Origin of the sequence: Enterocloster sp. HCN-30185, assembly GCF_037890305.1 — a bacterium.
Lineage (GTDB): Bacteria > Bacillota > Clostridia > Lachnospirales > Lachnospiraceae > Enterocloster.
On sequence record NZ_JBBKBT010000002.1, the window covers coordinates 54,941 to 78,392 of the forward strand.

19 protein-coding genes are annotated in these 23,452 nt (G+C 49.1%); 18 read left to right on the top strand and 1 reads right to left on the bottom strand.

Annotation, left to right across the window (positions count from 1 at the left end; genetic code table 11):
* Positions 1-17 precede the first annotated feature (17 nt).
* Positions 18-1,037: a glycoside hydrolase family 28 protein gene (locus WKT10_RS02590; protein WP_417046144.1), complete on the top strand. Its 1,020-nt coding sequence runs from the start codon at positions 18-20 to the stop codon at positions 1,035-1,037.
* Between the two features lie 222 nt (positions 1,038-1,259).
* Here WKT10_RS02590 and WKT10_RS02595 read toward each other — a convergent pair whose 3' ends face one another.
* Entirely contained in the window at positions 1,260-2,126 is an 867-nt protein-coding gene (locus WKT10_RS02595) for a helix-turn-helix domain-containing protein (RefSeq protein ID WP_340275278.1), read from the bottom strand.
* A 104-nt stretch (positions 2,127-2,230) separates the two neighbouring features.
* Between WKT10_RS02595 and WKT10_RS02600 the strand changes: the two genes are divergently transcribed.
* The 17 genes from WKT10_RS02600 to murA all read left to right on the top strand — a co-directional run bounded on the left by WKT10_RS02600 (position 2,231) and on the right by murA (position 23,444).
* A complete protein-coding gene (locus tag WKT10_RS02600) occupies positions 2,231-3,352 on the top strand; it encodes a glycoside hydrolase family 88/105 protein (RefSeq protein WP_340275281.1) in 1,122 nt (373 codons plus the stop codon).
* A 112-nt stretch (positions 3,353-3,464) separates the two neighbouring features.
* The gene (locus WKT10_RS02605; RefSeq protein ID WP_340275283.1) at positions 3,465-4,511 is read left to right on the top strand and encodes an alcohol dehydrogenase; all 1,047 of its coding nucleotides are present in this window, start codon (positions 3,465-3,467) and stop codon (positions 4,509-4,511) included.
* A 121-nt stretch (positions 4,512-4,632) separates the two neighbouring features.
* Positions 4,633-5,640, top strand: coding sequence for a deoxyguanosinetriphosphate triphosphohydrolase (locus WKT10_RS02610; protein ID WP_340275285.1), 1,008 nt, complete (start codon positions 4,633-4,635; stop codon positions 5,638-5,640).
* Between the two features lie 24 nt (positions 5,641-5,664).
* The gene (gene dnaG, locus WKT10_RS02615; RefSeq protein WP_340275288.1) at positions 5,665-7,521 is read left to right on the top strand and encodes a DNA primase; all 1,857 of its coding nucleotides are present in this window, start codon (positions 5,665-5,667) and stop codon (positions 7,519-7,521) included.
* A gap of 35 nt (positions 7,522-7,556) precedes the next feature.
* Positions 7,557-8,291, top strand: a complete 735-nt coding sequence (locus WKT10_RS02620; protein WP_066547306.1) for a tRNA (adenine(22)-N(1))-methyltransferase — start codon at positions 7,557-7,559, stop codon at positions 8,289-8,291.
* Complete coding sequence (locus WKT10_RS02625; RefSeq protein ID WP_066547308.1) at positions 8,278-9,087, top strand: Nif3-like dinuclear metal center hexameric protein; 810 nt, start codon at positions 8,278-8,280, stop codon at positions 9,085-9,087. Before WKT10_RS02620 ends, WKT10_RS02625 begins: the two co-directional genes overlap by 14 nt.
* Before the next feature lie 56 nt (positions 9,088-9,143).
* Positions 9,144-10,796, top strand: coding sequence for a nucleoside kinase (locus WKT10_RS02630; protein WP_340275293.1), 1,653 nt, complete (start codon positions 9,144-9,146; stop codon positions 10,794-10,796).
* A gap of 77 nt (positions 10,797-10,873) precedes the next feature.
* Entirely contained in the window at positions 10,874-11,746 is an 873-nt protein-coding gene (gene lgt / locus WKT10_RS02635) for a prolipoprotein diacylglyceryl transferase (RefSeq protein ID WP_340275295.1), read from the top strand.
* A gap of 264 nt (positions 11,747-12,010) precedes the next feature.
* Positions 12,011-12,436: a division/cell wall cluster transcriptional repressor MraZ gene (gene mraZ, locus WKT10_RS02640; RefSeq protein ID WP_066547322.1), complete on the top strand. Its 426-nt coding sequence runs from the start codon at positions 12,011-12,013 to the stop codon at positions 12,434-12,436.
* Positions 12,436-13,380, top strand: a complete 945-nt coding sequence (gene rsmH / locus WKT10_RS02645) for a 16S rRNA (cytosine(1402)-N(4))-methyltransferase RsmH (protein ID WP_317439302.1) — start codon at positions 12,436-12,438, stop codon at positions 13,378-13,380. The genes mraZ and rsmH overlap by 1 nt, the downstream gene beginning before the upstream one ends.
* A gap of 46 nt (positions 13,381-13,426) precedes the next feature.
* A complete protein-coding gene (locus WKT10_RS02650) occupies positions 13,427-13,948 on the top strand; it encodes a cell division protein FtsL (protein ID WP_066547336.1) in 522 nt (173 codons plus the stop codon).
* On the top strand, positions 13,926-16,259 hold the full coding sequence (locus tag WKT10_RS02655) for a peptidoglycan D,D-transpeptidase FtsI family protein (RefSeq protein WP_331467901.1): 2,334 nt from the start codon (positions 13,926-13,928) through the stop codon (positions 16,257-16,259). Before WKT10_RS02650 ends, WKT10_RS02655 begins: the two co-directional genes overlap by 23 nt.
* Before the next feature lie 63 nt (positions 16,260-16,322).
* Complete coding sequence (locus WKT10_RS02660) at positions 16,323-18,086, top strand: peptidoglycan D,D-transpeptidase FtsI family protein (RefSeq protein WP_066547338.1); 1,764 nt, start codon at positions 16,323-16,325, stop codon at positions 18,084-18,086.
* Positions 18,087-18,164: 78 nt separating this feature from the next.
* Positions 18,165-19,133 carry a phospho-N-acetylmuramoyl-pentapeptide-transferase gene (gene mraY / locus WKT10_RS02665; RefSeq protein WP_066547340.1) on the top strand — a complete coding sequence of 323 codons (969 nt, stop codon included), beginning with the start codon at positions 18,165-18,167 and terminating at the stop codon, positions 19,131-19,133.
* Positions 19,134-19,174: 41 nt separating this feature from the next.
* A complete protein-coding gene (murD, locus tag WKT10_RS02670; RefSeq protein WP_340275301.1) occupies positions 19,175-20,533 on the top strand; it encodes a UDP-N-acetylmuramoyl-L-alanine--D-glutamate ligase in 1,359 nt (452 codons plus the stop codon).
* A 292-nt stretch (positions 20,534-20,825) separates the two neighbouring features.
* A complete protein-coding gene (locus WKT10_RS02675; RefSeq protein WP_334302649.1) occupies positions 20,826-22,049 on the top strand; it encodes an FtsW/RodA/SpoVE family cell cycle protein in 1,224 nt (407 codons plus the stop codon).
* A gap of 87 nt (positions 22,050-22,136) precedes the next feature.
* Positions 22,137-23,444: a UDP-N-acetylglucosamine 1-carboxyvinyltransferase gene (murA, locus tag WKT10_RS02680; RefSeq protein ID WP_066547345.1), complete on the top strand. Its 1,308-nt coding sequence runs from the start codon at positions 22,137-22,139 to the stop codon at positions 23,442-23,444.
* Positions 23,445-23,452 lie beyond the last annotated feature (8 nt).

Genomic DNA, 23,452 nt, shown 5'->3' on the forward strand with positions numbered 1-23,452 from the left:
ACTGCAAAGAGGATGAGATGGTTTATGTCCCCGCAGGAACCTTTTTGACAGGGGCCCTGACGCTCCATGATCATATGGAGCTTTATCTGGAGGAGGGAGCTGTTCTTCAGGGAAGCAGTAATCCTGAGGATTACCTTCCCAGGATTCCAAGCCGTTTTGAAGGCACAGAGAGGGAGTGTTATCAGAGTCTTTTAAATCTGGGCGTGATGGACCATCGGGCGGGATGTACCAGTGAGGATGTTTTGATCCGCGGAAAAGGAACCATATCCGGCGGCGGCCGGCTTCTGGCAGAGCGCATGATGGCGGCGGAACGGGAACGGCTGAAGGAATATATCCATTCTCTGGGAGATAAGGTGCTGGAATGTGAAAATGCAAATACCATACCGGGGCGCGCCAGAGGACGCCCGATCCAGATATGCAATGCAAAAAATGTAAGGATTACAGGGCTTACTCTCCAAAATGGACCCGGATGGAACGTACATATGATATATTCGGAACAGATTGTTACCGACCACTGCATATTCCGCTCGGAAGATATCTGGAACGGGGATGGCTGGGATCCGGATTCCTCATCAGGATGTACCATATTTGCCTGCACCTTTTATACGGGAGATGATTCAGTGGCGATTAAATCGGGAAAAAACCCGGAAGGAAATGAGATCGGACGCCCCTGCTCCCATATCAGGATTTTTGACTGTATCTGTGCCTATGGCCATGGAATTACCATGGGAAGCGAGATGTCGGGAGGAATTGAGGATGTGGTTATATGGGACTGCGATCTTGGAAATTCGCTCTATGGGCTTGAGATAAAGGGAACGAAAAAAAGAGGCGCCCTGTGCCTCCGGTATTTGAAAAATGCCTCTTTGAGGATACGGATATTTTGGGAAGATATATGGGTAAGGACAGGGAGTACCAGCCATGCAGGGTCATTGAGCTGGAGGGTTTTGACGAAGAGGGGTATGAGATCCGGGGGATTGTATTTCGCAGGATTCGTTTTGGCTGCCAGGAGTTTCAAACTCAGCCGGAAATTTTTATGAAATATTGCAAAGAAATCAGCCTGGAGGATGTAAGCACGATTTCTCCATCCGACTCTGCGGGTACAATATAGTTTGAAAAAGAGAAAAATATGTCAATCCGGAAGAAGAATCTGTCCTATGTCTGTGATACATTGTAGCTGTTACCGGCAGACAGGCATTTCTAGCCTGTCTGCTGAGAGCATGGAATGGTGAAATGATGCGCTGGGGATGGGAGGCTTTCTGTCAGGGAGCCGGACTGTCGGGATTTTTTCGGTATTTTAAGGGTGACAGAGAGGTATAGCGTTTGAACATCCGTTCAAAATAGGTCACGCTTTCAAAGCCCAGCAGGTGGGAGAGCTCGGATATGCTCAGATCCGTTTCTTCCAGATAACGCTTGGCTTTGCGGATGCGGTGAATGTTGGTATATTCGCTGACGGTATACCCGGTGACCTCTTTAAATATCCTGCAGATATAGGATTTACTGAGATAAAATTCCGTACAGAGTTCATCCAGAGAAACGGGCCGTTCGCAGTTTTCAGAGAGATAATCTGCGATGCGGTAGACAGCCAGATATTTGGGATCGTCAGACTGGAGGGGAAGCTCCTGATGCTTCTTTTGGACGAATTTTATGATCTTAAAAAGCCAGGATAAAATATCCAGATCAATGCCTGTGCGGTAATCATGGGAGCGGTCTAAAAGACTGTGGCGGATGCTTTGAAAGAGAGATAAAATCAGCCGTTTCTGTTCCTCATCCAGGTGGTAGATGCCGTAGTAATCATCAAAAAAACGGGTCAGGTGCAGAGAGGGAAACAAAGCTTCATAGGACTTCATTTTCTCCCGGGAAATATAGAGGATGATCCGGTTATGCCCCTGGTCAAAGCTGTTTGCAGAGCGGGTCATATGGATCAGATTGGAATTGACAAGAATCAGATCCCCGGCTCCTGCCTGGTACTCTCTGTTATTAAAAAAGAAGATCCGTTCCCCCTCGACGATATAAAAAATCTCATACTGGGGATGGAAATGCTTTACACGCATATTAAAGGTTCCAGACCGAACCATTTGTTCCAGGGAAATACCGTCTGTTTCTCCGTAATAAGTCACTTTTTCCATGCGATCAATATCCTTTCAACGGTTAAAATTATATAATATGAGAATGAAAAAATCCAGTGGTGTTCTTATTTTTGAAAAGGCATACCGGATTGGATGGAGGAAAAATGAAGGGGATCGATCAGAAAGAATTAGAACAGAAGTTAAATTTGGTCATTGAAAAGCTGATGCATCTGGGAGGACCGGAGGATGAAGCGGATTTGGAGGCAGGCGGTGAAAAGATTGGATTTTTCCGTAGGGATTTCGGCATCCATGAGTGGGACTGGCCTCAGGGAGTCGGGCTTTACGGCCTGTTGAAAATCATGAAAATAAAGAAAAATAAAGAGTATACGGACTTTTTATATCACTGGTTTGAAGACAATATCCGTCAGGGGCTTCCCTCTAAAAATATCAATACAACCACTCCGCTTCTGACTCTGGCAGAGTTTAATGAGGAGTGTAAAAATCCCGAATTTGAGGCCCTTTGCTTAAAGTGGGCAGACTGGCTGATGAATTGTCTGCCAAGGACGAAAGAAGGCGGATTTCAGCATGTGACCAGTGCAAATGGAGATCGTCAGGGTGTAAGATTAAATGAAAATGAGATGTGGATCGATACGCTGTTTATGACGGTTCTCTTTTTGAACCGTATGGGACAGAAGTATGGCCGTAAGGATTGGATTGATGAATCCATCCACCAGGTGCTGATGCATATCAAATATCTGTGTGATCGGAAAACGGGCCTTTTTTATCATGGCTGGACTTTTAACGAAAGGAATAATTTCGGAGGCATATTCTGGTGCCGGGGAAACAGCTGGTTTACCCTGGGAATCCTGGATTACATTGATATGTTTGAGGGTACTATGAATGCAGGCTTAAAAACATTTATCATAGATACCTATAAGGCTCAGGTGGAGAAGCTTAAGGAGCTTCAGGATCCCAAAACCGGACTGTGGCATACGGTTCTCACAGCCCCGGACAGCTATGTGGAAACCTCAGGTACTGCAGCGATTACAGCGGGGATTCTCAAGGGGATCCGCTGCGGCATACTGGATGATTCCTATCTTCCATGCGCTGTAAAGGCCATTCGGGGAATTTTAGACCGTATTGATTCAGACGGAACGGTTCTTGAAGTGTCCGGAGGCACAGGAATGGGGATGGATGCAGAACATTACAAAAATATCCTGATTGCTCCTATGGCATATGGACAGTCTCTTACCATACTGGCCCTGGCAGAAGCATTGAACGTTTAAACCGGAGTTTACAGGCAGATGAATACAGGAACCCAAGGGCTTCCTGATTGCGAAAGCACAGGCAGTATGGTAAAATGAAGGCAGTTATTTCAAAATATCAGGAGGTCGTTTCATGCTTGCGTATACCTATGTGGAAAAGGGAAAATTTAAACTTCTTGACAAACCGGTTCCAAAACTTTCAGATGCAAGAGATGCGATTGTGCGTGTTACCATGTCCAGCATCTGCAGCAGTGATCTTCATATCAAGCACGGTTCTGTACCCCGGGCAGTTCCGGGAATTACAGTGGGCCATGAGATGGTGGGAATCGTGGAAGAAACAGGAAAAGATGTAACCAAGGTAAAGCCGGGAGACAGGGTAACGGTAAATGTGGAAACGTTTTGCGGAACCTGTTTTTTCTGTCAAAACGGATATGTAAACAACTGTACCGATCCAAACGGCGGCTGGGCCCTGGGATGCCGGATCGACGGCGGGCAGGCAGAATATGTGTGTGTTCCCTATGCGGATCAGGGATTAAATAAAATTCCGGATGAGGTCAGTGATGAGCAGGCTCTTTTTGTGGGGGATGTGCTGGCGACCGGCTTCTGGGCAGCCAGAATATCAGAAATTACAGAAGAAGACACCGTGCTGATCATTGGCGGCGGCCCCACAGGCATCTGTACCCTGCTGTGCGTGATGTTAAAGAAGCCGGAAAAGATTCTGCTCTGTGAACAGGATGAAGACAGACGCCGTTTTATAAAGGAGCATTATCCAGAGGTAATTATCCTTTCTCCAGAGCAGATCCGGGAAGCGGTAAAGAGAGAAAGCCGCCATGGAGGGGCCGATGTGGTTCTGGAGGTAGCAGGGACAGAGGATACCTTCCGCATGGCCTGGGAGTGTGCCCGCCCCAATGGAGTTGTAACAATAGTGGCTCTCTATGACAAGCCTCAGGTATTGCCTCTTCCTGAAATGTATGGGAAAAATCTGACCTTTAAAACCGGCGGCGTAGATGGCTGTGACTGTGAGGAAATTCTTTCGCTGATCCGGGAGGGGAAGATTGATACCACACCATTAATTACACACCGGTTTGCTCTGTCAGAGATTGACGCTGCCTATGATGTGTTTGAAAACCGCAAAGATCATGTGATCAAGGCAGCGGTAGTGCCGGACAGGCAGATGTAGGGGAAAAGCCGCGCTGTTCATTCAAATACATTTGTGATATAATAAGAGCATCGACTGCAAAAAGACGCAGCCGGTGCTTTTGTTTACAGATCAGGCAGATATAAGAGAAAAGAGGTGCGGAATGAATGTTAGAGAGTCATTAGAGGCCCTGGAGGAACAGACCTTAAGTCCATATGCTTCCTTTTCTTCCCGGACGAGGGGAAGGGATCATGCAGAACCGCTCTGTGATATACGGCCGGAGTATCAGAGAGACAGGGATCGGATCCTCCACTGTAAGGCATTCCGCAGGCTGAAGCATAAAACCCAGGTGTTTTTGGCGCCGGAGGGAGATCATTACCGCACCCGGCTGACGCATACTCTGGAGGTATCCCAGATTGCCAGAACCATTGCCAAGTCTCTGCGTCTGAATGAAAGCCTCACAGAGGCCATTGCCTTAGGACACGATCTGGGCCATACGCCCTTTGGACATTCGGGAGAAGCTGTTTTAGATCAGATCTGCGAGGATGGCTTTACCCATTACGAACAGAGCGTCCGCATCGTAGAGGTTCTGGAAAAAGATGGAAAGGGTCTTAATTTAACCTGGGAAGTCCGGGACGGGATTTTAAATCACCGGACCGCAGGCCATCCATCCACGCTGGAGGGTGCCATTGTCCGGCTGTCGGATAAGATTGCCTATATCAATCACGATATTGATGATGCGATCCGTGCCCGTATGTTTGCAGAAGAGGAGCTCCCAAAGGAGTATACGGATGTTCTTGGAAACAGTGTGCGGGAACGGTTGAACCGTATGATACGGGATCTTATTTTAAACAGTATGGATCAGCCTCAGATTATCATGTCTTCAGATATGGAGGAGGCGATGAAGGGCCTGCGCCGGTGGATGTTTGAACATGTATATAGAGATGACATTCCAAAGGCAGAAGAAAGCAAGGCCCAGGAGATGATCGCCAGACTGTATGAATATTATATGAAGCATGCGGACCGTCTTCCCATGGAGTATATTCTTTTAATGGTAAATGGGGAGAAAAAGTCCCGGGTGGTCTGCGACTATATTGCGGGAATGAGTGACATTTATGCCATTGACCGGTTTGAGGCGCTGTTTGTGCCTAAACGGTGGAATGTATACTAAAACAAGTCGGAAGGGAGAAGATGCATGTACTATCCGGATGAAGTCATAGAAGAAGTGAGAATGAAAAATGACATCGTGGATGTGATCTCAGGATATGTAAAACTGCAGAAAAAAGGAGCTAACTATTTCGGCCTGTGCCCGTTTCACAATGAAAAATCGCCTTCCTTTTCCGTTTCTCCGGGCAAGCAGATGTACTACTGCTTTGGCTGCGGGGCGGGCGGAAATGTGCTTACCTTTGTGATGGAATACGAAAACTATACTTTTCAGGAGGCGCTTACCGCTCTGGCAGACCGGGCCGGGGTCAGTCTCCCCAAGATGGAGTACAGCAAAGAGGCCAGAGAACAGGCAGAGTTTCGCTCCAGGCTCCTTGAGGTAAACAAGCTGGCTGCCAATTATTTTTATTATCAGTTGAAGCAGCCCCAGGGAAAGGCCGGATATGAGTATTTTAAGGAAAAGCGCGGGCTTACGGATGAGACCATCCTGCGCTTTGGTTTGGGCTATTCCAATAAGACCAGTGATGACCTGTACCGGTTTTTAAGGGAAAAGGGCTATGAGGACAGCTTTTTAAAGGAAACAGGCCTTGTGACCGTAGAAGAACGCGGCGGCAGGGACAAGTTCTGGAACCGTGTCATGTTTCCCATTATGGATGTAAATAACCGTGTGATCGGCTTTGGAGGCCGTGTGATGGGAGAAGGGGAGCCAAAGTATCTAAACTCTCCGGAAACCAGGCTCTTTGATAAAAGCCGCAGCCTTTACGGCTTAAATTATGCCAGAACCACCAGGGAGAAGTTTATGCTGATCTGCGAGGGTTATCTGGATGTGATCTCTTTGCATCAGGCCGGTTTTACCAATGTAGTGGCCTCTCTTGGGACTGCCTTTACCAGTCAGCATGCGGGGATTTTGAAGCGGTATACGGATCAGGTGATCTTAACCTATGACAGCGATGGAGCCGGTGTAAAAGCAGCCTTAAGAGCCATCCCTATTCTCAGGGAAGCAGGGCTTTCAGCCAGAATTTTAAATATGAGCCCCTGTAAGGATCCAGATGAATTTATCAAACAGATGGGGCCGGATGCGTTCAGAAAGCGGATTTTGGAGGCAAAAAACAGCTTTCTGTTTGAGATTGATGTGCTGAAACGGCAGTATGCGCTGGATGATCCGGAGCAGAAAACGAAGTTTTATCAGGAAACAGCCAGAAAGCTGCTCCAGTTCGGGGAACCCTTAGAGCGGGAAAATTATCTTCAGGCAGTAGCCAGAGAGCATATGATTAAAGAGGATGAGCTGCGCCAGCTGGTAAACCGCATGGGTATGCAGCTTGGATTAAAGGCAGGTGACAGCTACCGAGAGGACGCGGGAGGACGTGGCTACAGAGAAACTGCACCGGATGAAGGGGCTTCCTTTAAAGGTGCATCTGAAGGCCGGACAGGGAACGGGGATGGAACGAAATCCCGCCGCCGTCCGGAAAGAGAAGACGGTATACGCCGCTCCCAGCGTCTGCTTTTAACCTGGCTGATCGAGGATCCGGCTCTGTTTGATAAGATCCGCGGAGTTATAACCGCAGATGATTTTGTGGAAGAGCTGTATCATCAGGTGGCGGTGATGGTCTTTGAAGGCCATGAGCAGGGCAGTTTAAATCCGGCTGCGATCCTCAGCCGTTTTATCAATGATGACGATCAGTACCGGGAGGTGGCGGCTCTTTTTAACGCCAGCCTGAAGGAGTCTTTAAGCAATGAGGAGCAGAAAAAAGCTTTTTCAGAAACGGTTTTAAAGGTGCGCAGACACAGTCTTGACACGGCCAGCCGCAATGCAAAGGATATTGCCCAGCTGCAGGAGATCATAAAGCAGCAGGCTGCCTTAAAGCAGATCAGCATTTCTCTGGATTAGCGCATAAAAATTATTACACGAACAGGAAAATGAATATGACGAATCATACAGCAAATTTTGTTCCCCGTCTGTCTGAGCGCCTGAAGCTGGTGGCTTCCTTTGTGCCCCAGGACAGCCGGATCGCAGACATCGGTACGGACCACGGCTTTGTTCCCATCTGTCTGGCAAAAGAAGGCCGCATAAAAAGCGCCCTTGCCATGGATGTGCGGACAGGCCCTCTGGAACGGGCGGAGGCTCACATAAAGGAGGCGGGAATTTCAGATATCCCTATAAGCACCCGTTTAAGCGACGGATTAAAAGAGTTAAAGCCCCAAGAGGCAGACACGGTGATCATCGCCGGAATGGGAGGCGAATTGGAGATAAAGATTCTGCAGGAGGGAAGGCATCTATGGAGCACGATCCGGCGTTTTATCCTTTCGCCTCAGTCAGATCTTGAAAAGGTACGCCGCTTCCTTTCAGAAGAGGGGTTTCTCATTGAAAAAGAGGCCATGCTCCGGGAGGAAGGAAAATACTATACGGTTATGAGCGTGGTGCGGGGAGCTATGGTTTATAACAGGACCATTGAATACCGCTATGGAAAATACCTTCTTGAACAGAAGGAACCCGTTTTAAAAGAATATTTAAAAAAAGAGGAGGAACGGGTTTTGGCAATCCTTGCATCGCTTTCCGCAAAAGAGGAAGGGGAGCTTACAAAAGGGCAGGAAAAAGCCAGACAGTCCCTTTTAGAAGAATTATCACAGATCAGGGAGGCAGAATATGAAGTGCAGTGACATCATAAAGATATTACAGGAAACGGCTCCGGAAAGCTGCGCCTGCGACTGGGATAATCCCGGTCTGTTAGCGGGAAGAAGCGATAAGGAGGTAAAAAAGATATACATTGCCCTGGATGCCACGGATGAGGTTGTAGATGCAGCCATTCGTGAAAAGGCGGATCTTCTTCTTACCCATCATCCCCTTATTTTCCGTCCTGTTAAGAAGGTAAATGACCAGAATTTTATTACAAGGCGGCTGGTGCGGCTGATCCAGGCAGATATTTCCCTGTATGCCATGCATACAAATTTTGACGCCGCGCCTGAGGGAATGGCAGCTCTGGCAGCAGAGCGGCTGGATATAAGGGAAATACGTCCTTTAGAGTGTATGGGGGAGATGAAAGAAAATGGAACATCCGTCCCCTACGGGATCGGGGCTGTGGGCAGCCTTTATGAGCCTATGACGGTGAACGGTCTGGCGGAGAAGGTAAAGAAAGCTTTTGATCTTCCTTTTGTGCTGGTTTACGGGCCGGGACTGATGGACAAGGAAGTGAAAAGGGCAGCTCTCTGTCCCGGCTCAGGATCAAGCGTTATTGAGCAGGCGGTTTTGGCAGGAGCCGATGTTTTGATCACCGGTGATATCGGCCATCATCCGGGAATTGACGCGGCAGCCAGGGGACTTGCCGTCATTGACGGAGGCCATTACGGGCTGGAGCATATTTTTATCCAGCATATGGCTGAGGTTCTGCGGGAAAAACTAAAAGGTGAGGCAGCGCTTGTTCTGGCAGAGCCGGCCTGGCCGTCCGTTCTTTTATAGGAAAGCGGCAGCTGCTTATAGCGGCAGCAGAAAATCAGAAGTGGGGAGGTAAGCATATGGTACGGGTGAAAATTGGAACAGACATAAGAGAATATCCTCAGGGAACGACCTGGGCGCAGGTGGCAGAAGAGTATCAGAGTGGTTTTGAACATGATATTTTGCTGGTACAGATTGGTGGAAAGCTCCAGGAACTTCACAAGACCGTCAGGGACGGCAGTCTGCGCTTTATCACTGCAGAGAAAAAGCCGGGAATGTCTGCCTATCAGCGCAGCGCTACCCTGCTGATGCTAAAGGCCCTCTATGCAGTGGCCGGGGCAGAACGGGTGGAAAAGGTGATCGTGGATTTTTCCGTAGGAAAGGGTTTTTTCGTAGAGGCAAGAGGCGCATTTACTGTGGACGATGGTTTTTTGGAGCAGGTAAAGGCAAAAATGGAAGAATATGTAAATCGGAAAATTCCCATCCAAAAGCGCAGCGTATCCACGGATGATGCGATCGAGCTGTTTCACGATCATCATATGTATGATAAAGAGCGGCTGTTCCGTTACCGCCGTGTCTCCCGTGTGAACATGTACAGCATTGACGGCTTTGAGGATTACTATTACGGGTATATGGTGCCGGATACGGGATATCTGAAATATTTTGATTTAAAGCGGTATCAGTATGGCTTTGTCCTCCTTCTTCCGACAATGGGAAAACCAAAAGAACTGCCTGAGTTTGTACCCCAGGATAAGCTGTTTGCTACGCTGGCCGAGTCCGCCCGGTGGGGCAGGGGAACGGATCTGGAGACCGTAGGAGCTTTAAATGATACCATCGCCGCAGGAGGGATGGCTCATCTGATTTTAATTCAGGAGGCGCTTCAGGAAAAGAAGATCGCGGAGATCGCGGCGCAGATCGCGGAGAAGAAAACTGCGAAATTTGTTATGATCGCAGGCCCGTCCTCTTCTGGAAAGACCACCTTTTCCCATCGTTTGTCTATTCAGCTTGAGGCTGCCGGGCTGCGTCCCCATCCCATTGCGGTAGACAATTACTTTGTAAACCGGGCAGACAGTCCAAGGGATGCGGAGGGAAATTATGACTATGAGAGCATTAAATGCCTGGATGTAGAGCAGTTTAACCGGGATATGACGGCTCTAATGGCAGGAGAACGGGTAGAACTTCCGTATTATAATTTCAAAAAGGGCATACGGGAGTATAAGGGTGATTTTCTGCAGCTGGGAAAGGACGATATCCTTGTGATCGAGGGCATCCACTGCCTCAATGACGAGCTGTCCTATGCGCTTCCGAGAGAAAGCAAATTTAAGATTTATATCAGTGCATTAACCCAGTTAAATATTGACGAGCACAACCGGATTCCTACCACGGACGGGCGGCTGATCCGCCGCATGGTCCGGGATGCCAGGACACGGGGCTCTTCTGCCAGAGAAACCATCCGTATGTGGCCTTCTGTTCGCAGAGGAGAGGAACAGAACATTTTCCCCTATCAGGAGGAGGCGGATGCCATGTTTAACTCCGCTCTTATCTATGAACTGGCAGTATTAAAGCAGTATGTGGAGCCGCTGCTTTTTGGAATCCCAAGAGACTGTGATGAGTATGTGGAAGCAAAACGGCTGCTGAAATTTCTGGATTATTTTATCGGGGTCAGCAGTGAGGATATACCGAAAAATTCCATTCTTCGGGAATTTATCGGGGGAAGCTGTCTGGATGTATAAGGGGTACGGACAGAATATGACATCAGAGGGCAGAAAAAATACAGACTTGTAGCTCTGCCGGGAAGGAAGTATATAATATGGAAGCAATTGGAGCAGATCTCAGCTTTGTAAACCTTGGGATCACCTTTACCCACCTGCCAAACAGCATTTCCGTTTTTGGATTTCGGATTGCTTTTTACGGGGTCATCATCGGGCTTGGGATGTTAGCCGGCATGGCGGTGGCATTTTCAGATGCAAAGCGCAGAGGACAGGATCCGGATCTCTATCTGGATTTTGCCCTTTACGCCATTGTGTTTTCCATTATAGGGGCCAGACTTTACTATGTGGCCTTTGAGTGGGACAACTATAAAAATGATCTTCTTCAGATCTTTAATCTCCGGGCAGGAGGTCTGGCAATCTACGGCGGAGTGATTGGTGCGGTAATTACGCTTATTGTATTTACCAAAGTACGCCATCAGTCCTTTTTCTCCATGGCAGATACGGGAGTTTTAGGACTGCTGACAGGACAGATTATCGGCCGGTGGGGGAATTTCTTTAACTGCGAGGCCTTTGGAGGATATACAGACAGTCTGTTTGCCATGCGCATTAAGGAAAGCATCGTAAACCCGTCCATGATCTCACAGGAGCTGATCGACCACAGGATTGTGGAAAATGGGATATCCTATATCCAGGTACATCCCACCTTTTTATACGAATCGGTGTGGAATCTGAGCGTCCTTCTCTTTATGCTATGGTACAGAAAACGCAAGCGTTTTGACGGGGAAATGCTCTGGATCTACTTTTTGGGCTACGGCGTGGGACGTTTCTGGATCGAGGGCCTGCGGACAGATCAGCTGAAGGTTCCGGGAACCGCTCTGGCTGTGTCGCAGCTTCTTTCCGCTGCTTTGGTGGGAGCGGCAGTGGGAGCTTTGACCTATCATTATAAAAAATTAAGCAAAAAAGAAATATAAAATCCATATATGGATCAAAAGAGGCAGACAGGAGGCGAAAGCCGTTGTCTGTCTCTCATTTTTTCCAGAAAATTCCTTCTCTTTTTTGAAAGAAAAACGTAAAAACTTCTTGCCAATTCCCAGTTTCTGTACTATTATGGACGTACAAGTGGTAGAAAGTGGTGCAAAGTGGTAGAGGATGGTTGTTGCGTGGATGAACGGGGGATTTGGGATTTTCCTCCGGCCGCGCTGATTTGCCATGGGATGTACAGCAGGTGATGAGCTATGTTCATGGGTGAATACAATCATACAGTTGACGCAAAGGGACGTCTGATCGTTCCGTCGCGGTTTAGGGAGCAGTTAGGGGAGGAGTTCGTGATCACGAAGGGACTCGATAACTGCCTTTTTGTGTATGATCATTCAGAATGGACCGCTCTTGAAGAGAAGCTTCGCTCCCTGCCTCTTACCAATGCTGCCGGACGTAAATTTTCACGTTTTCTTTTAGGAAGCGCTGCCACCTGTGAAGTGGACAGACAGGGAAGGATCCTGCTGCCCTCTGTTTTACGGGAATTTGCAGGCATCGAAAAGGATGCCGTGCTTGTAGGTGTTGGAAGCCGCATTGAAATCTGGAATAAGGATAAATGGGCTGAGGCCAATACCTTTGATGATATGGAAGAAATCGCAGAACATATGGAAGGCTTGGGTATTTGATGGAGGAACATGGATTTGTACATAAGTCCGTACTGTTATATGAAACAGTGGGCAGCCTGAATATAAAGCCGGGGGGCATTTATGTAGACGGCACACTGGGCGGAGGCGGCCATGCATACGAGGTATGCAAGCGTTTAGGAAGCGGCCGGCTTATTGGGATCGATCAGGATGCGGACGCTATTGAGGCGGCGGGACGCCGTCTGGCTCCATTTAAGGACAAGGTTACCATTGTCAGGAGCAATTACCGCAGCATGGCTGATGTTTTAAAGGAACTGGATATCCCGCGAGTGGACGGAATCTATCTGGATTTGGGAGTTTCTTCCTACCAGTTAGATACAGCTTCCAGGGGATTTACATACAGAGAGGACGCGCCTCTTGATATGCGGATGGATCAGAGAAAGGAAGAGACAGCCGCTGATATTGTAAATGGATACAGCGAGATGGAGCTGTTCCGCATTATCCGTGATTACGGAGAAGACCGCTTTGCCAAAAACATTGCAAAGCATATCGTAAAGGCACGGCAGGAAAAGCCGGTTGCCACTACAGGAGAACTGTGCGAGATCATAAAGGCAGCCATTCCCGCCAAGGTGAGAGCCACAGGCGGTCATCCTGCCAAGAGAACCTTTCAGGCTATCCGCATTGAGCTGAATCATGAGCTGGATGTGCTGGAGGAGTCCATCGACGGTATGATAAGACTGTTAAATCCAGGAGGAAGACTCAGTATTATTACATTCCATTCTCTGGAAGACCGTATCGTGAAGAGCCGGTTCAGGATCAATGAGGATCCCTGTATCTGCCCTCCCGATTTTCCGGTCTGTGTCTGCGGAAGGAAAAGCATGGGCAGGGTGATTACGCGAAAGCCCATCCTTCCTTCAGAGGAGGAATTGGAGGAAAACAGCCGCTCAAAGAGTGCGAAGCTGAGAGTGTTTGAACGGGGAGAGTGAGAAGAAAATCAGGCAGGACAGAAGATTATGAAGGGAGGAATCAGCCATGGCCCAGAGAATGGGAAGACCCACAGGCAGAAGTGGGGCGTACAACAGAAGAAATACCCGTGATATGGCTTATATCGGGGGTACAGCCGCACCAAAGCTGGAACCGGAGTACAGACCGGAAAGAAAAGCTCCGGTCAGACGGAAAAAGACAGGGCTGCATCAAAATCAGCAGCTGCGCCGTAACCGGGAGAGAGCCATGGCTATGGATCTGCCCTATGTATTTCTTTTGGCAGCTGCCTGTATTTGTACATTATATATTTGTGTCAGCTATCTGCACCTGCAGTCCGGAATTACAGCCAGAATGCACAATATTGAACATCTGGAAGCGCAGCTTGAGAAAATGAAAACGGAAAATGACGCGCTGGAAACCAGCATCAACAGCAGCATTGATCTGAATAAAATCTATGAGATTGCAACCAAGGAGCTGGGCATGGTTTATGCCAGGAGAGATCAGGTGCTCTTATATGATAAGACAGAAAGCGAGTATGTAAGACAGTATGAAGACATCCCGGAACACTAGGCCGTCCCCTTATGGGGATCGGTCTGAGGGCCGTAAAAGGGGATCGAAAAGCGGCCATTCTAAAAGAGTATTTACAGAGCATATGAGGGGGAAGCTGGCAATCACGGCAATCGTGATCACGCTGGCTTTATTTGCACTTATATGGGTATTGTATGGAATTATAAAGGAAAATAACGATCAGTACAGCAAGATCGTTTTAAGCCAGAGGCAGCAGGAATTTTCCAGCCGGATCCTTTCGTACAGACGGGGGGATATTGTAGACCGCAATGGAACGCTGCTTGCTACCAGTGAAAAGGTGTATAACCTGATCCTGGATCCCCAGCAGATCATGAAAAAGCCGGAATACTATTTAGAGCCGACCATTCAGGCTCTGGTGGACTGCTTCGGTTTTGATTCCGGGGAAATCCGCAGCCTGATCCAGGAAAAGAGCGACCGGGCATATGTTCCTTATAAAAAGGGCAAACAGTTAAGCTATGATCAGAAGGTAGCCTTTGAAACCATGCGCAAAGAGCGCAATGCCGCCTATTATGCAAGTGAGGATGAGAGCCAGTCACGCTTAAGGATCATGGGTGTGTGGTTTGAGGATCAGTACCGGAGAGTATATCCCTACGGTTCAGCCGCCTGCAGTGTGATCGGTTTTTCCAGTGCGGACGGCACGGTGGGAACGGGCGGGATCGAGCAGTTTTACAATGAAGATCTGATGGGAGTAAACGGCCGTGAATACGGCTATCTGGATGAGGAAAATAATCTGGAAGGCGTGTTAAAAGAGCCGACAAACGGAAAAACCGTTGTTTCCACCATTGATCTGAATATCCAGAACATCCTCCAGAAGTATATTGATGAATGGCAGACTACTGTGGGAAGCCATGTGACGGCTGCCATTGCCATGAATCCCAAAAACGGAGAGATCCTGGGAATGGCAACCAGCAATAAATTTGATCTGAATGACCCCAGAAAGATCGAGGGCTATAGTGATGACCAGCTTTATGAGCTTGGGAAAAAGGATGCGGTTTCTGTATACAAAAGGGAGCATCCGGATACAACCCTGACCCAGGAGCAGATGATCGCGGATACGAAACGGGAGGATGTGATCTCCTATGGACGTCAGGTGGTCTGGAACCAGATCTGGAGAAATTTCTGTGTCAGTGATACCTATGAACCCGGTTCTCCGTCCAAGATCCTTACTGTAGCGTCAGGACTGGAGGAAGGCGTTTTAAAAGGAAATGAATATTTTGACTGTGAAGGTCTTTTAAATGTGGGCGGCTGGCCCATTAAGTGTACGGCTTATGTAAAAGGCGGCCATGGCTCCTTAAGCCTTCAGGAGTCCATCATGCAGTCCTGCAATGTAGCTATGATGCGGATCGGCGCCATGATGGGAAAGGATATTTTCACAAAGTACCAGGCCATTTTTGGAATGGGGCAGAAAACAGGAGTAGATCTTCCCGGTGAGGCGGATGGCGCAGGCCTGATCTACAGCGCGGAAAATATGGGGCCGACGGAGCTTGCCACCAATGCCTTCGGACAGAATTACAACTGTACCATGATCCAGATGGCTGCCGCACTCTGTTCTGTCATCAATGGAGGCTCCTATTATGAGCCCCATGTTATGCGCCAGATCATGAATGAGCAGGGTTCCGTGGTAGAGACAAAGGATCCGGTTCTGGTTCGTGAGACCGTATCCTCTTCCACTTCGGAATTTCTGAAAGAGGCCATGTTTCAGACCGTGGAAAATGGTACGGGAGGAGCTGCAAAAGTAGCGGGTTATCACGTTGGAGGAAAGACGGGAACCGCAGAAAAGCAGCCACGTTCGGCTAAAAATTATCTGTTGTCTTTCGCAGGCTTTGCTCCTGCAGAGGATCCGCAGCTTTTTGTCTATGTTGTGGTGGATGTACCCAATTATCCTCCGGGTCCCCAGCAGGCTCACAGCTCCTTTGCCAGCGGCATTTTCGCCAAAATTATGGCAGAGGCCCTTCCATATATGAATGTATTTCCTGAAGCGGGCGCTGAGGAGGAACAGGCTGGCGATACGGCGGCGGACGAGGGTATCAATGAGCCTTCCGGATCGGAAGGCGAAGAAACAGAGCCGGAGACTGAAACACAGGAAACAGAAAAGGTATATGAAACAGACGAAACCATAGGAGACGGCTATGAAAGCGGCCTTCCCGATGGGGTACCGGCAGATCCAAATGCACCTTCCCTGTCGTTAGAGGAAACATCGGATGGATGGAAGGAAAAGAAAGAGAGCCAGTCAGAAGAGAAGGAAGACCTGGAAGGCACTGCTGGTGAAACAAAAGCTTCCTCTGAAGCCTGATGGGAATAAAATCCCCCGGGAATCCGTATATTTAATATCAATGGCGGATGGGGAAGTTATCAAATGAATCCAAATTTGACAAAGCATAGAAAAAACATAGCCGTCCTGGGCCTGCTCATTGCTGTAGCGATGACCGGACTTTTAGGGCGGCTTGGTTTTCTTATGCTGGTCCGGGCGGATCACTATGGTGAGATGGCCCGGGATCTTCATGAAAGAGAGCGTACCATCAAGGCGGCCAGAGGACGGATTCTGGATGCAGGGGGAAATGTGATCGCAGATAACAGGACGGTTTGTACTATTTCCGTGATCTATAATCAGGTCACGGATCGGGAAGAGGTGATCCGCTCCCTTTGCAGCATATTGGAGCTTTCAGAGGAGCCGGTCCGAAAAAAGGTAGAAAAACGCAGTTCCAGGGAGATCATAAAGACAAATGTGGATAAGGAAACCGGAGATAAGATACGGGCATTAAAGCTGGATGGAGTAAAAGTGGATGAGGACTATAAACGGTATTATCCCATGGGCAGTCTGGCTTCCAAGGTTTTGGGCTTTACTGGAGGAGACAATCAGGGGATTATCGGCCTGGAGGTTATGTATGAAAAGTATTTAAAGGGAAAAAACGGAGTGATTCTTACGCTGACAGATGCAAGGGGAGTGGAGCTTGACAAAGCAGCAGAAGACAGGATCGAACCGGTGGCGGGAAATGATCTTCAGATCAGCCTGGACGTAAATATCCAGCTGTACGCCCAGCAGCTTGCCTATCAGGTTATGGAACAAAAAAATGCGAAAAAAGTTTCTGTGATCGTGATGGATCCCCGGAACGGCGAGCTTCTTGCAATGGTCAATGCGCCGGAATTTGACTTAAATGATCCTTTTACGCCGGATCAGAATTTAAAAAGCCAGAGCCTTAAGGAAGAGGCGGCGGCCCGGTCGCAGACCATGGGGCTCCAGGACCGGCTGAATGCCATGTGGAGAAATACCTGCATCAATGATACATATGAGCCGGGCTCTACCTTTAAGATCATCACAGCGGCAGCCGGTCTGGAGGCGGGGACAGTAACGCTTGAGGATACCTTCAGCTGTCCGGGCTTTCGCGTAGTGGAAGACCGGAGGATCCGGTGCCATAAGGCAGGAGGCCATGGAACAGAAACTTTTCTTCAGGGAGCAATGAATTCCTGCAATCCTGTGTTTATTGATGTGGGACAGCGGCTGGGAGTGGACCGGTACTATAAGTATTTTACCCAGTTTGGTCTTAAGGGAAAAACAGGGATCGATCTTCCGGGAGAGGCAGCCACGATCATGCATAAAAAGGAGAAAATGGGTGCTGTGGAATTAGCTACCGTATCCTTCGGACAGTCCTTTCAGATCACACCCATTCAGCTTATTACGACAGCGGCTTCCATTGTAAACGGCGGACGCCGGGTTACGCCTCATTTTGGCGTAAGGGTGATCCGCTCGGATGGAGGTGCTGTAAAGGAACTTTCTTATCCTCAGGGAAAGCAGATCCTGTCTTCTGAGACCAGCGCTTCCATGCGGTATGTATTAGAACAGGTTGTGGCAGAGGGAAGCGGCAAACGGGCGGCGTTAGAGGGGTTCCGCATTGGAGGAAAGACAGCTACCTCAGAGAAACTTCCAAGAAGCCTCAAAAAATATATTTCCTCTTTTCTTGGCTTTGCCCCGGCGGACGATCCCAGGGTAATGGCCCTGATCACCATTGACGAACCCCAGGGAATCTATTACGGAGGAACCATTGCGGCTCCCGTGATCGGAGAATTATTTAAAAATATTCTTCCATATATGGGAATCCGGCCGGAGCCGAAAGCTGGTTGATTATTCTCCGAAAAAGACGTATACTATTATTGCTGTCCGGCGTTTGCCGGCAGAATACATATGAGATTGAGGTGCCCTATGATTCATGAGACGATATTAGCGATTATTATTGCATTTGCCATCAGCGCCCTGCTGTGTCCGATTATCATTCCCTTTCTTCACAAGCTGAAATTCGGCCAGCAGGTCCGGGATGACGGGCCTCAGAGCCATTTAAAAAAGCAGGGAACTCCTACCATGGGAGGACTGATCATTTTATCCAGCATTATTATCACATCCCTGTTTTATATTCCTTCTTATCCGAAGATCATTCCGGTGCTTTTTATGACGGCCGGTTTTGGGATCATCGGCTTTCTGGACGATTATATCAAGATCATCCTGAAGCGTTCGGAAGGATTGACTCCGCTCCAGAAGCTGGCAGGACAGATCGTGATCACAGGCATTTTTGCCTGGTATGTGCTTAACAGCGGCGAGGTGGGAACCGATATGCTCATTCCCTTTACAGGCGGGTTTGAGGATGGAAAATTCCTTTCTCTGGGTATCCTGTTTGTTCCGGCTCTGTTTTTTGTAACGCTGGGAACGGATAACGGTGTGAATTTTACCGATGGACTGGACGGTCTGTGCACCAGCGTAACCATACTTGTAGCGACTTTTTTAACCATTGTGGCCATTGGGGAGGATATGGGGATCAGCCCCATTACAGGAGCTGTGGTGGGAAGCCTTCTGGGTTTTCTGCTTTTTAATGTATATCCGGCAAAGGTGTTCATGGGAGACACTGGGTCTCTGGCGCTGGGGGGCTTTGTGGCTTCTGCAGCATATATGATGCGTCTGCCTCTGTTTATTCCCATAATCGGTCTGATCTATCTGGTAGAGGTTCTGTCTGTTATTATTCAGGTAACGTATTTTAAAAAGACAGGGGGAAAGAGAATCTTTAAAATGGCACCCATCCATCACCACTTTGAACTGTGCGGATGGTCTGAAACAAGGGTTGTAGCCGTATTTTCCATTGTTACGGCCATTTTATGCATGGTCGCTTATCTGGGACTGTAAGAGCGCCGGCAGCTTAGGCAAAGAAGGAGGTTTAACCACGAATGGATCAAAGTCAGAGAGTATTAGTTGCGGGAACCGGCAAAAGCGGCATTGCTGCGGCAAAGCTGATTCTTAACCGGGGAGGAGAGGTAGTTCTCTATGATGGGAATACAGCTCTGGATGAAAAAGAGATCAAGGCCCGGTTTGAAGAGGGCGCTAAGGTAAACGTTGTTTTAGGGGAGATCAAGCGCTCCGACCTTCTTGGGGTGGAGCTGTGCATTATCAGTCCGGGAATTCCTCTTACAAGTCCTTTTGTGGCAGTAGTAGATGAGGCCAGGATCCCAATCCTTGGAGAAGTCGAACTAGCCTATCAGTGCAGCGCAGGAAAGCTGGCTGCCATTACGGGAACAAACGGAAAGACGACCACCACAGCTTTGACGGGAGCGATGGTAAGGAAAAAATATGAGGAAACTTTTGTAGTGGGAAATATCGGCGAACCTTTTACTGCAAAAGCAGCAGAAATGACAGAGGATTCGGTTGCCGTAGCTGAGATCAGCAGCTTTCAGCTGGAAACCATTATGGATTTTAAGCCCAATGTAAGCGTTATTTTAAATATTACGCCTGATCATCTGGATCGTCACGGAACCATGGAAACGTATACTCAGATCAAAGAGTGCATCACCATGAACCAGACGGAGGAGGATACGGTTGTCCTGAATTTTGACGATCCCATTTTAAAGGAATTTGGTAAAAAAGAGGGGATGAAGCCAAAGGTAATCTGGTTTTCGTCAAAAGAGAGCTTAAAGGACGGATTTTTCCTGAAAGGAGAAGAAATCATATATGCAAAGGCCGGAAAAGAAACGGTTCTTTTAAATGTGAAGGAGCTTCAGCTTTTAGGCCAGCATAACTATGAAAATGTGATGGCTGCCGCTGCTGCTGCCATGACCCTTGGCATATCCCTTGAGGCGATTGGAGAAGCGGCCAGGGAGTTTAAGCCGGTCGAGCATCGGATCGAGTTTGTGCGGGAACGCACCGGGGTCCGCTATTATAATGATTCCAAGGGAACGAATCCGGAGGCTGCCATCCGGGCTCTTAAGGCTATGCCGGGGCCGGTGCTCCTGATCGCAGGAGGGTATGACAAACACAGTGATTACAGTGACTGGGCCAAGGAATTTTCCGGCAGGGTAAAGTATCTGGTGCTGATCGGACAGACCAGGGATCGGATTGCGGCCTGTGCCAGGGAGCACGGCTTTACAGATGTTATGTATGCGGAGGATCTTCAGGAGGCGGTGCAGGTCTGCGCTGTTTATGCTGATTCCGGAGACTGTGTGCTTTTAAGCCCGGCCTGTGCCAGCTGGGGGATGTTTAAGGATTTTGAGGAACGGGGGCGCGTCTTTAAGGAATGCGTGATGGCTCTGTAGGAGGTAGAAAGGAATGGCTGGAAATAAGCGCCGGGCAGCGAGGCCGGGAGGAATGACGGGAGCAGCGGCGGCCAGAGTGCCGGTGCGGTATGATGCAGCCCCGGTGAGAGACGTCCGGTCTGCGCAAAGACCAGGAGGCAGTAAAAAGAGAAAGACAGGGACCGGCAGTCGTACAGTGCAGAGGACTTCCCGGAACAGCCGGTATGAGCAGGATGAAAGAAGGCGTCAGAGCGGACGTTCCCCTCAGGCCCAGAGGGTGCAGAGAGAGCCCCGCCAGGGACAGGGTCAGAGAATGCAGCAGGGTAGCCGGACGCAGGCGGCCCGTGCAGCATATGAGTATGGGAATCAGAAGCAGGCTTATGAGGCAGGAGCGGTTCCGAAAAAGAAAAGGGAACGCAGCTTTTACGATCTGAGCCTGGTGGTGATCATTATTGTCCTCACCGTTTTCGGACTGGTAATGATCTACAGCGCCAGTTCCTATACGGCCCAGCTGAATGATGACCTGAATAATAACAGTGCCTATTTTATGCAGCGCCAGGGTGGAATCGCCCTGGGAGGCTTTATCTTTATGCTGATCATTTCCAAGATGGACTATCACTGGCTCTACCGGCTGGCCGTGCCATCCTATATATTGTCTCATATTCTTATGGTTATTGTAACCTTGGTGGGACGGGAGGTAAACGGAAAAAAAAGATGGTTGGATATAGGCCCCATCGGATTTCAGCCTTCTGAGTTTGCAAAAATTGCGTTGATCATCATGCTGGCAGCAGTGATTACGAAGCTGGGAGGAAAAATTAACCAGTGGGCCGTTATGGGAAAGGTATTTTTGCTGGCGGTTGCCATTGGCGCGATCGTAGCGGCAAATAACCTGAGTACAGGTATTATCCTGGTGGGAATCGGCTTTGTTATGCTGTTTGTAGCCTGTAAGGTGAAGTGGCCCTTTTTCCTGGCCGGCGGAGGGGCGCTGGGTATCCTTATGACCGCCGGGCCTCTGGGTAAATTCCTTTTAAATATCCATGTTCTTAAGCCGTATCAGTATAACCGGATCGAGGCATGGCTGAATCCGGAGCTGGATCCGGAGGGAAAGAGCTTCCAGATCCTTCAGGGACTTTATGCTATTGGCTCCGGAGGCCTGATGGGGCAGGGACTGGGCGAAAGTATCCAGAAGCTGGGATTCCTTCCTGAATCACAGAATGATATGATTTTTGCCATCATCTGTGAGGAACTGGGACTTTTTGGAGCCATTGCGGTTATCATACTGTTCCTTCTGATGATTTACCGGTTCGTGATGATCGCCAATGATGCGCCGGATCTGTTTGGCGCTCTTTTGGTTGTGGGAGTGATGGCCCATATTGCCATTCAGGTTATTTTAAATATTGCCGTAGTAACCAATACGATTCCCAATACGGGAATTACCCTTCCCTTTATCAGCTATGGAGGGACGTCTGTGCTGTTTCTTATGGTAGAAATGGGAATCGTGCTCAGTGTATCCAATCAGATACGGGCAGCCGTATAGGTGCGGCAGCGAACAAAACATAAATGCACAAACAGCGGATGAAGGGCATATACTTTCGTATAGTATAATTGCTGCGGAGGTGGTCTTTTGTCCGCAATCCGTGTCAGTGGATGCATACCCTTAAAGGGGGAAATTTCCATTCAGGGATCAAAAAATGCGGCCCTTCCCATGATGGCGGCCGCTCTCCTGCATAAAGGCCTTACGGTTCTTACCAATGTGCCGAAGATCCAGGATACTGCCTGCATGATGAGGATCCTGGAGGCTCTGGGCTGCAGCTGTATCCGCCGCGGAGGAAGTATAGTGATTGACGCCGGTGAGATAAAAAGCACACAGGTGCCCCAGGAATATGTCCGGTCCATGCGTTCTTCCATTATTTTACTGGGAGCTCTTCTGGGCCGTATGGGCCAGGGAAGCTGCTGTTATCCCGGCGGCTGCCTGATCGGAGCAAGACCCATAGATCTTCATCTTATGGCATTAAAAAAACTGGGAGCTGTGATCAGTGAAGAAGATGGGATCATAGAGGCCTGCGTAGGAGCAGGCGGGCGTCTTAAGGGGACGGAGATCATTTTTTCCTATCCCAGCGTGGGAGCCACCGAGCAGGCGGTTTTGGCCGCTGTGCTCGCAGAGGGAGTGACGGTAATCCGTGGAGCTGCCATGGAGCCGGAGATCTGCCAGCTGTGCGGCTTCCTTAATAATATGGGAGCCGTGATCTGCGGCGCAGGTACAAAAACCCTGATGATTCAGGGGGTACGGTCTTTAAAAGACAGCGCCTTTCGGGTAGAAGGGGATCGGATCGTGGCAGGAACCTATGGGGCGGCGGTGATGGCAGCCGGAGGCGATGTGACCTTAAAAGGTGTTCGTCCGTCGGCTTTGAAGCTTCCTCTGGCTCTGATAGCCCGGTCCGGAGGAACTGTTACGGTTTCGGAAAGCAGCGGTCGGCTTCAGGCGACAGGGATCGGCTCTGAGGAAGAGGGACGGATTCGGATCAGAAACGAAGGTCCTGCCGGGCCTCTCACTCTTAAAACCGGGCCTTATCCGGAATTCCCTACGGATCTGCAGTCTCCGTTCATGGCCTTTCTGGCTGCGGGACGGGGCGTGAGCCGGATAGAAGAGCGTGTGTTTGAAGGACGGTTTGGTACGGCCGGAGAACTTGAAAAAATGGGGGCCTTAATTCGGCTGGAGGGGAAAACGGCCGTTATTTACGGAGCCGGTTCCCTAAAGGGCTCTGCCGTAAAGGCAGCAGATCTTCGGGGCGGGGCGGCGCTTGCGGTAGCGGCGCTGACTGCAAAGGGAGAAACGGTCATCGGGGACTGCCGGCATATTGAACGGGGGTATGAGGACATCTGTCGGGATTTATCGGCTCTCGGAGCCAGGATCCAATGGATAGGAGAGTGATATACCGC

Excerpts from the sequence above, each read along its gene's own strand:
- WKT10_RS02595 (WP_340275278.1), bottom strand. The coding sequence starts at position 2,126 with ATGGAAAAAGTGACTTATTACGGAGAAACAGACGGTATTTCCCTGGAA.
- WKT10_RS02650 (WP_066547336.1), top strand. The coding sequence starts at position 13,427 with ATGGCCCAGAGAATGGGAAGACCCACAGGCAGAAGTGGGGCGTACAAC.
- WKT10_RS02675 (WP_334302649.1), top strand. The coding sequence starts at position 20,826 with ATGCAGCAGGGTAGCCGGACGCAGGCGGCCCGTGCAGCATATGAGTAT.
- WKT10_RS02630 (WP_340275293.1), top strand. The coding sequence starts at position 9,144 with ATGGTACGGGTGAAAATTGGAACAGACATAAGAGAATATCCTCAGGGA.
- lgt (WP_340275295.1), top strand. The coding sequence starts at position 10,874 with ATGGAAGCAATTGGAGCAGATCTCAGCTTTGTAAACCTTGGGATCACC.
- WKT10_RS02600 (WP_340275281.1), top strand. The coding sequence starts at position 2,231 with ATGAAGGGGATCGATCAGAAAGAATTAGAACAGAAGTTAAATTTGGTC.
- rsmH (WP_317439302.1), top strand. The coding sequence starts at position 12,436 with ATGGAGGAACATGGATTTGTACATAAGTCCGTACTGTTATATGAAACA.
- mraZ (WP_066547322.1), top strand. The coding sequence starts at position 12,011 with ATGTTCATGGGTGAATACAATCATACAGTTGACGCAAAGGGACGTCTG.
- mraY (WP_066547340.1), top strand. The coding sequence starts at position 18,165 with ATGATTCATGAGACGATATTAGCGATTATTATTGCATTTGCCATCAGC.
- WKT10_RS02660 (WP_066547338.1), top strand. The coding sequence starts at position 16,323 with ATGAATCCAAATTTGACAAAGCATAGAAAAAACATAGCCGTCCTGGGC.
- murD (WP_340275301.1), top strand. The coding sequence starts at position 19,175 with ATGGATCAAAGTCAGAGAGTATTAGTTGCGGGAACCGGCAAAAGCGGC.
- WKT10_RS02590 (WP_417046144.1), top strand. The coding sequence starts at position 18 with ATGGTTTATGTCCCCGCAGGAACCTTTTTGACAGGGGCCCTGACGCTC.
- WKT10_RS02625 (WP_066547308.1), top strand. The coding sequence starts at position 8,278 with ATGAAGTGCAGTGACATCATAAAGATATTACAGGAAACGGCTCCGGAA.
- dnaG (WP_340275288.1), top strand. The coding sequence starts at position 5,665 with ATGTACTATCCGGATGAAGTCATAGAAGAAGTGAGAATGAAAAATGAC.
- WKT10_RS02605 (WP_340275283.1), top strand. The coding sequence starts at position 3,465 with ATGCTTGCGTATACCTATGTGGAAAAGGGAAAATTTAAACTTCTTGAC.
- WKT10_RS02655 (WP_331467901.1), top strand. The coding sequence starts at position 13,926 with ATGAAGACATCCCGGAACACTAGGCCGTCCCCTTATGGGGATCGGTCT.
- WKT10_RS02610 (WP_340275285.1), top strand. The coding sequence starts at position 4,633 with ATGAATGTTAGAGAGTCATTAGAGGCCCTGGAGGAACAGACCTTAAGT.
- WKT10_RS02620 (WP_066547306.1), top strand. The coding sequence starts at position 7,557 with ATGACGAATCATACAGCAAATTTTGTTCCCCGTCTGTCTGAGCGCCTG.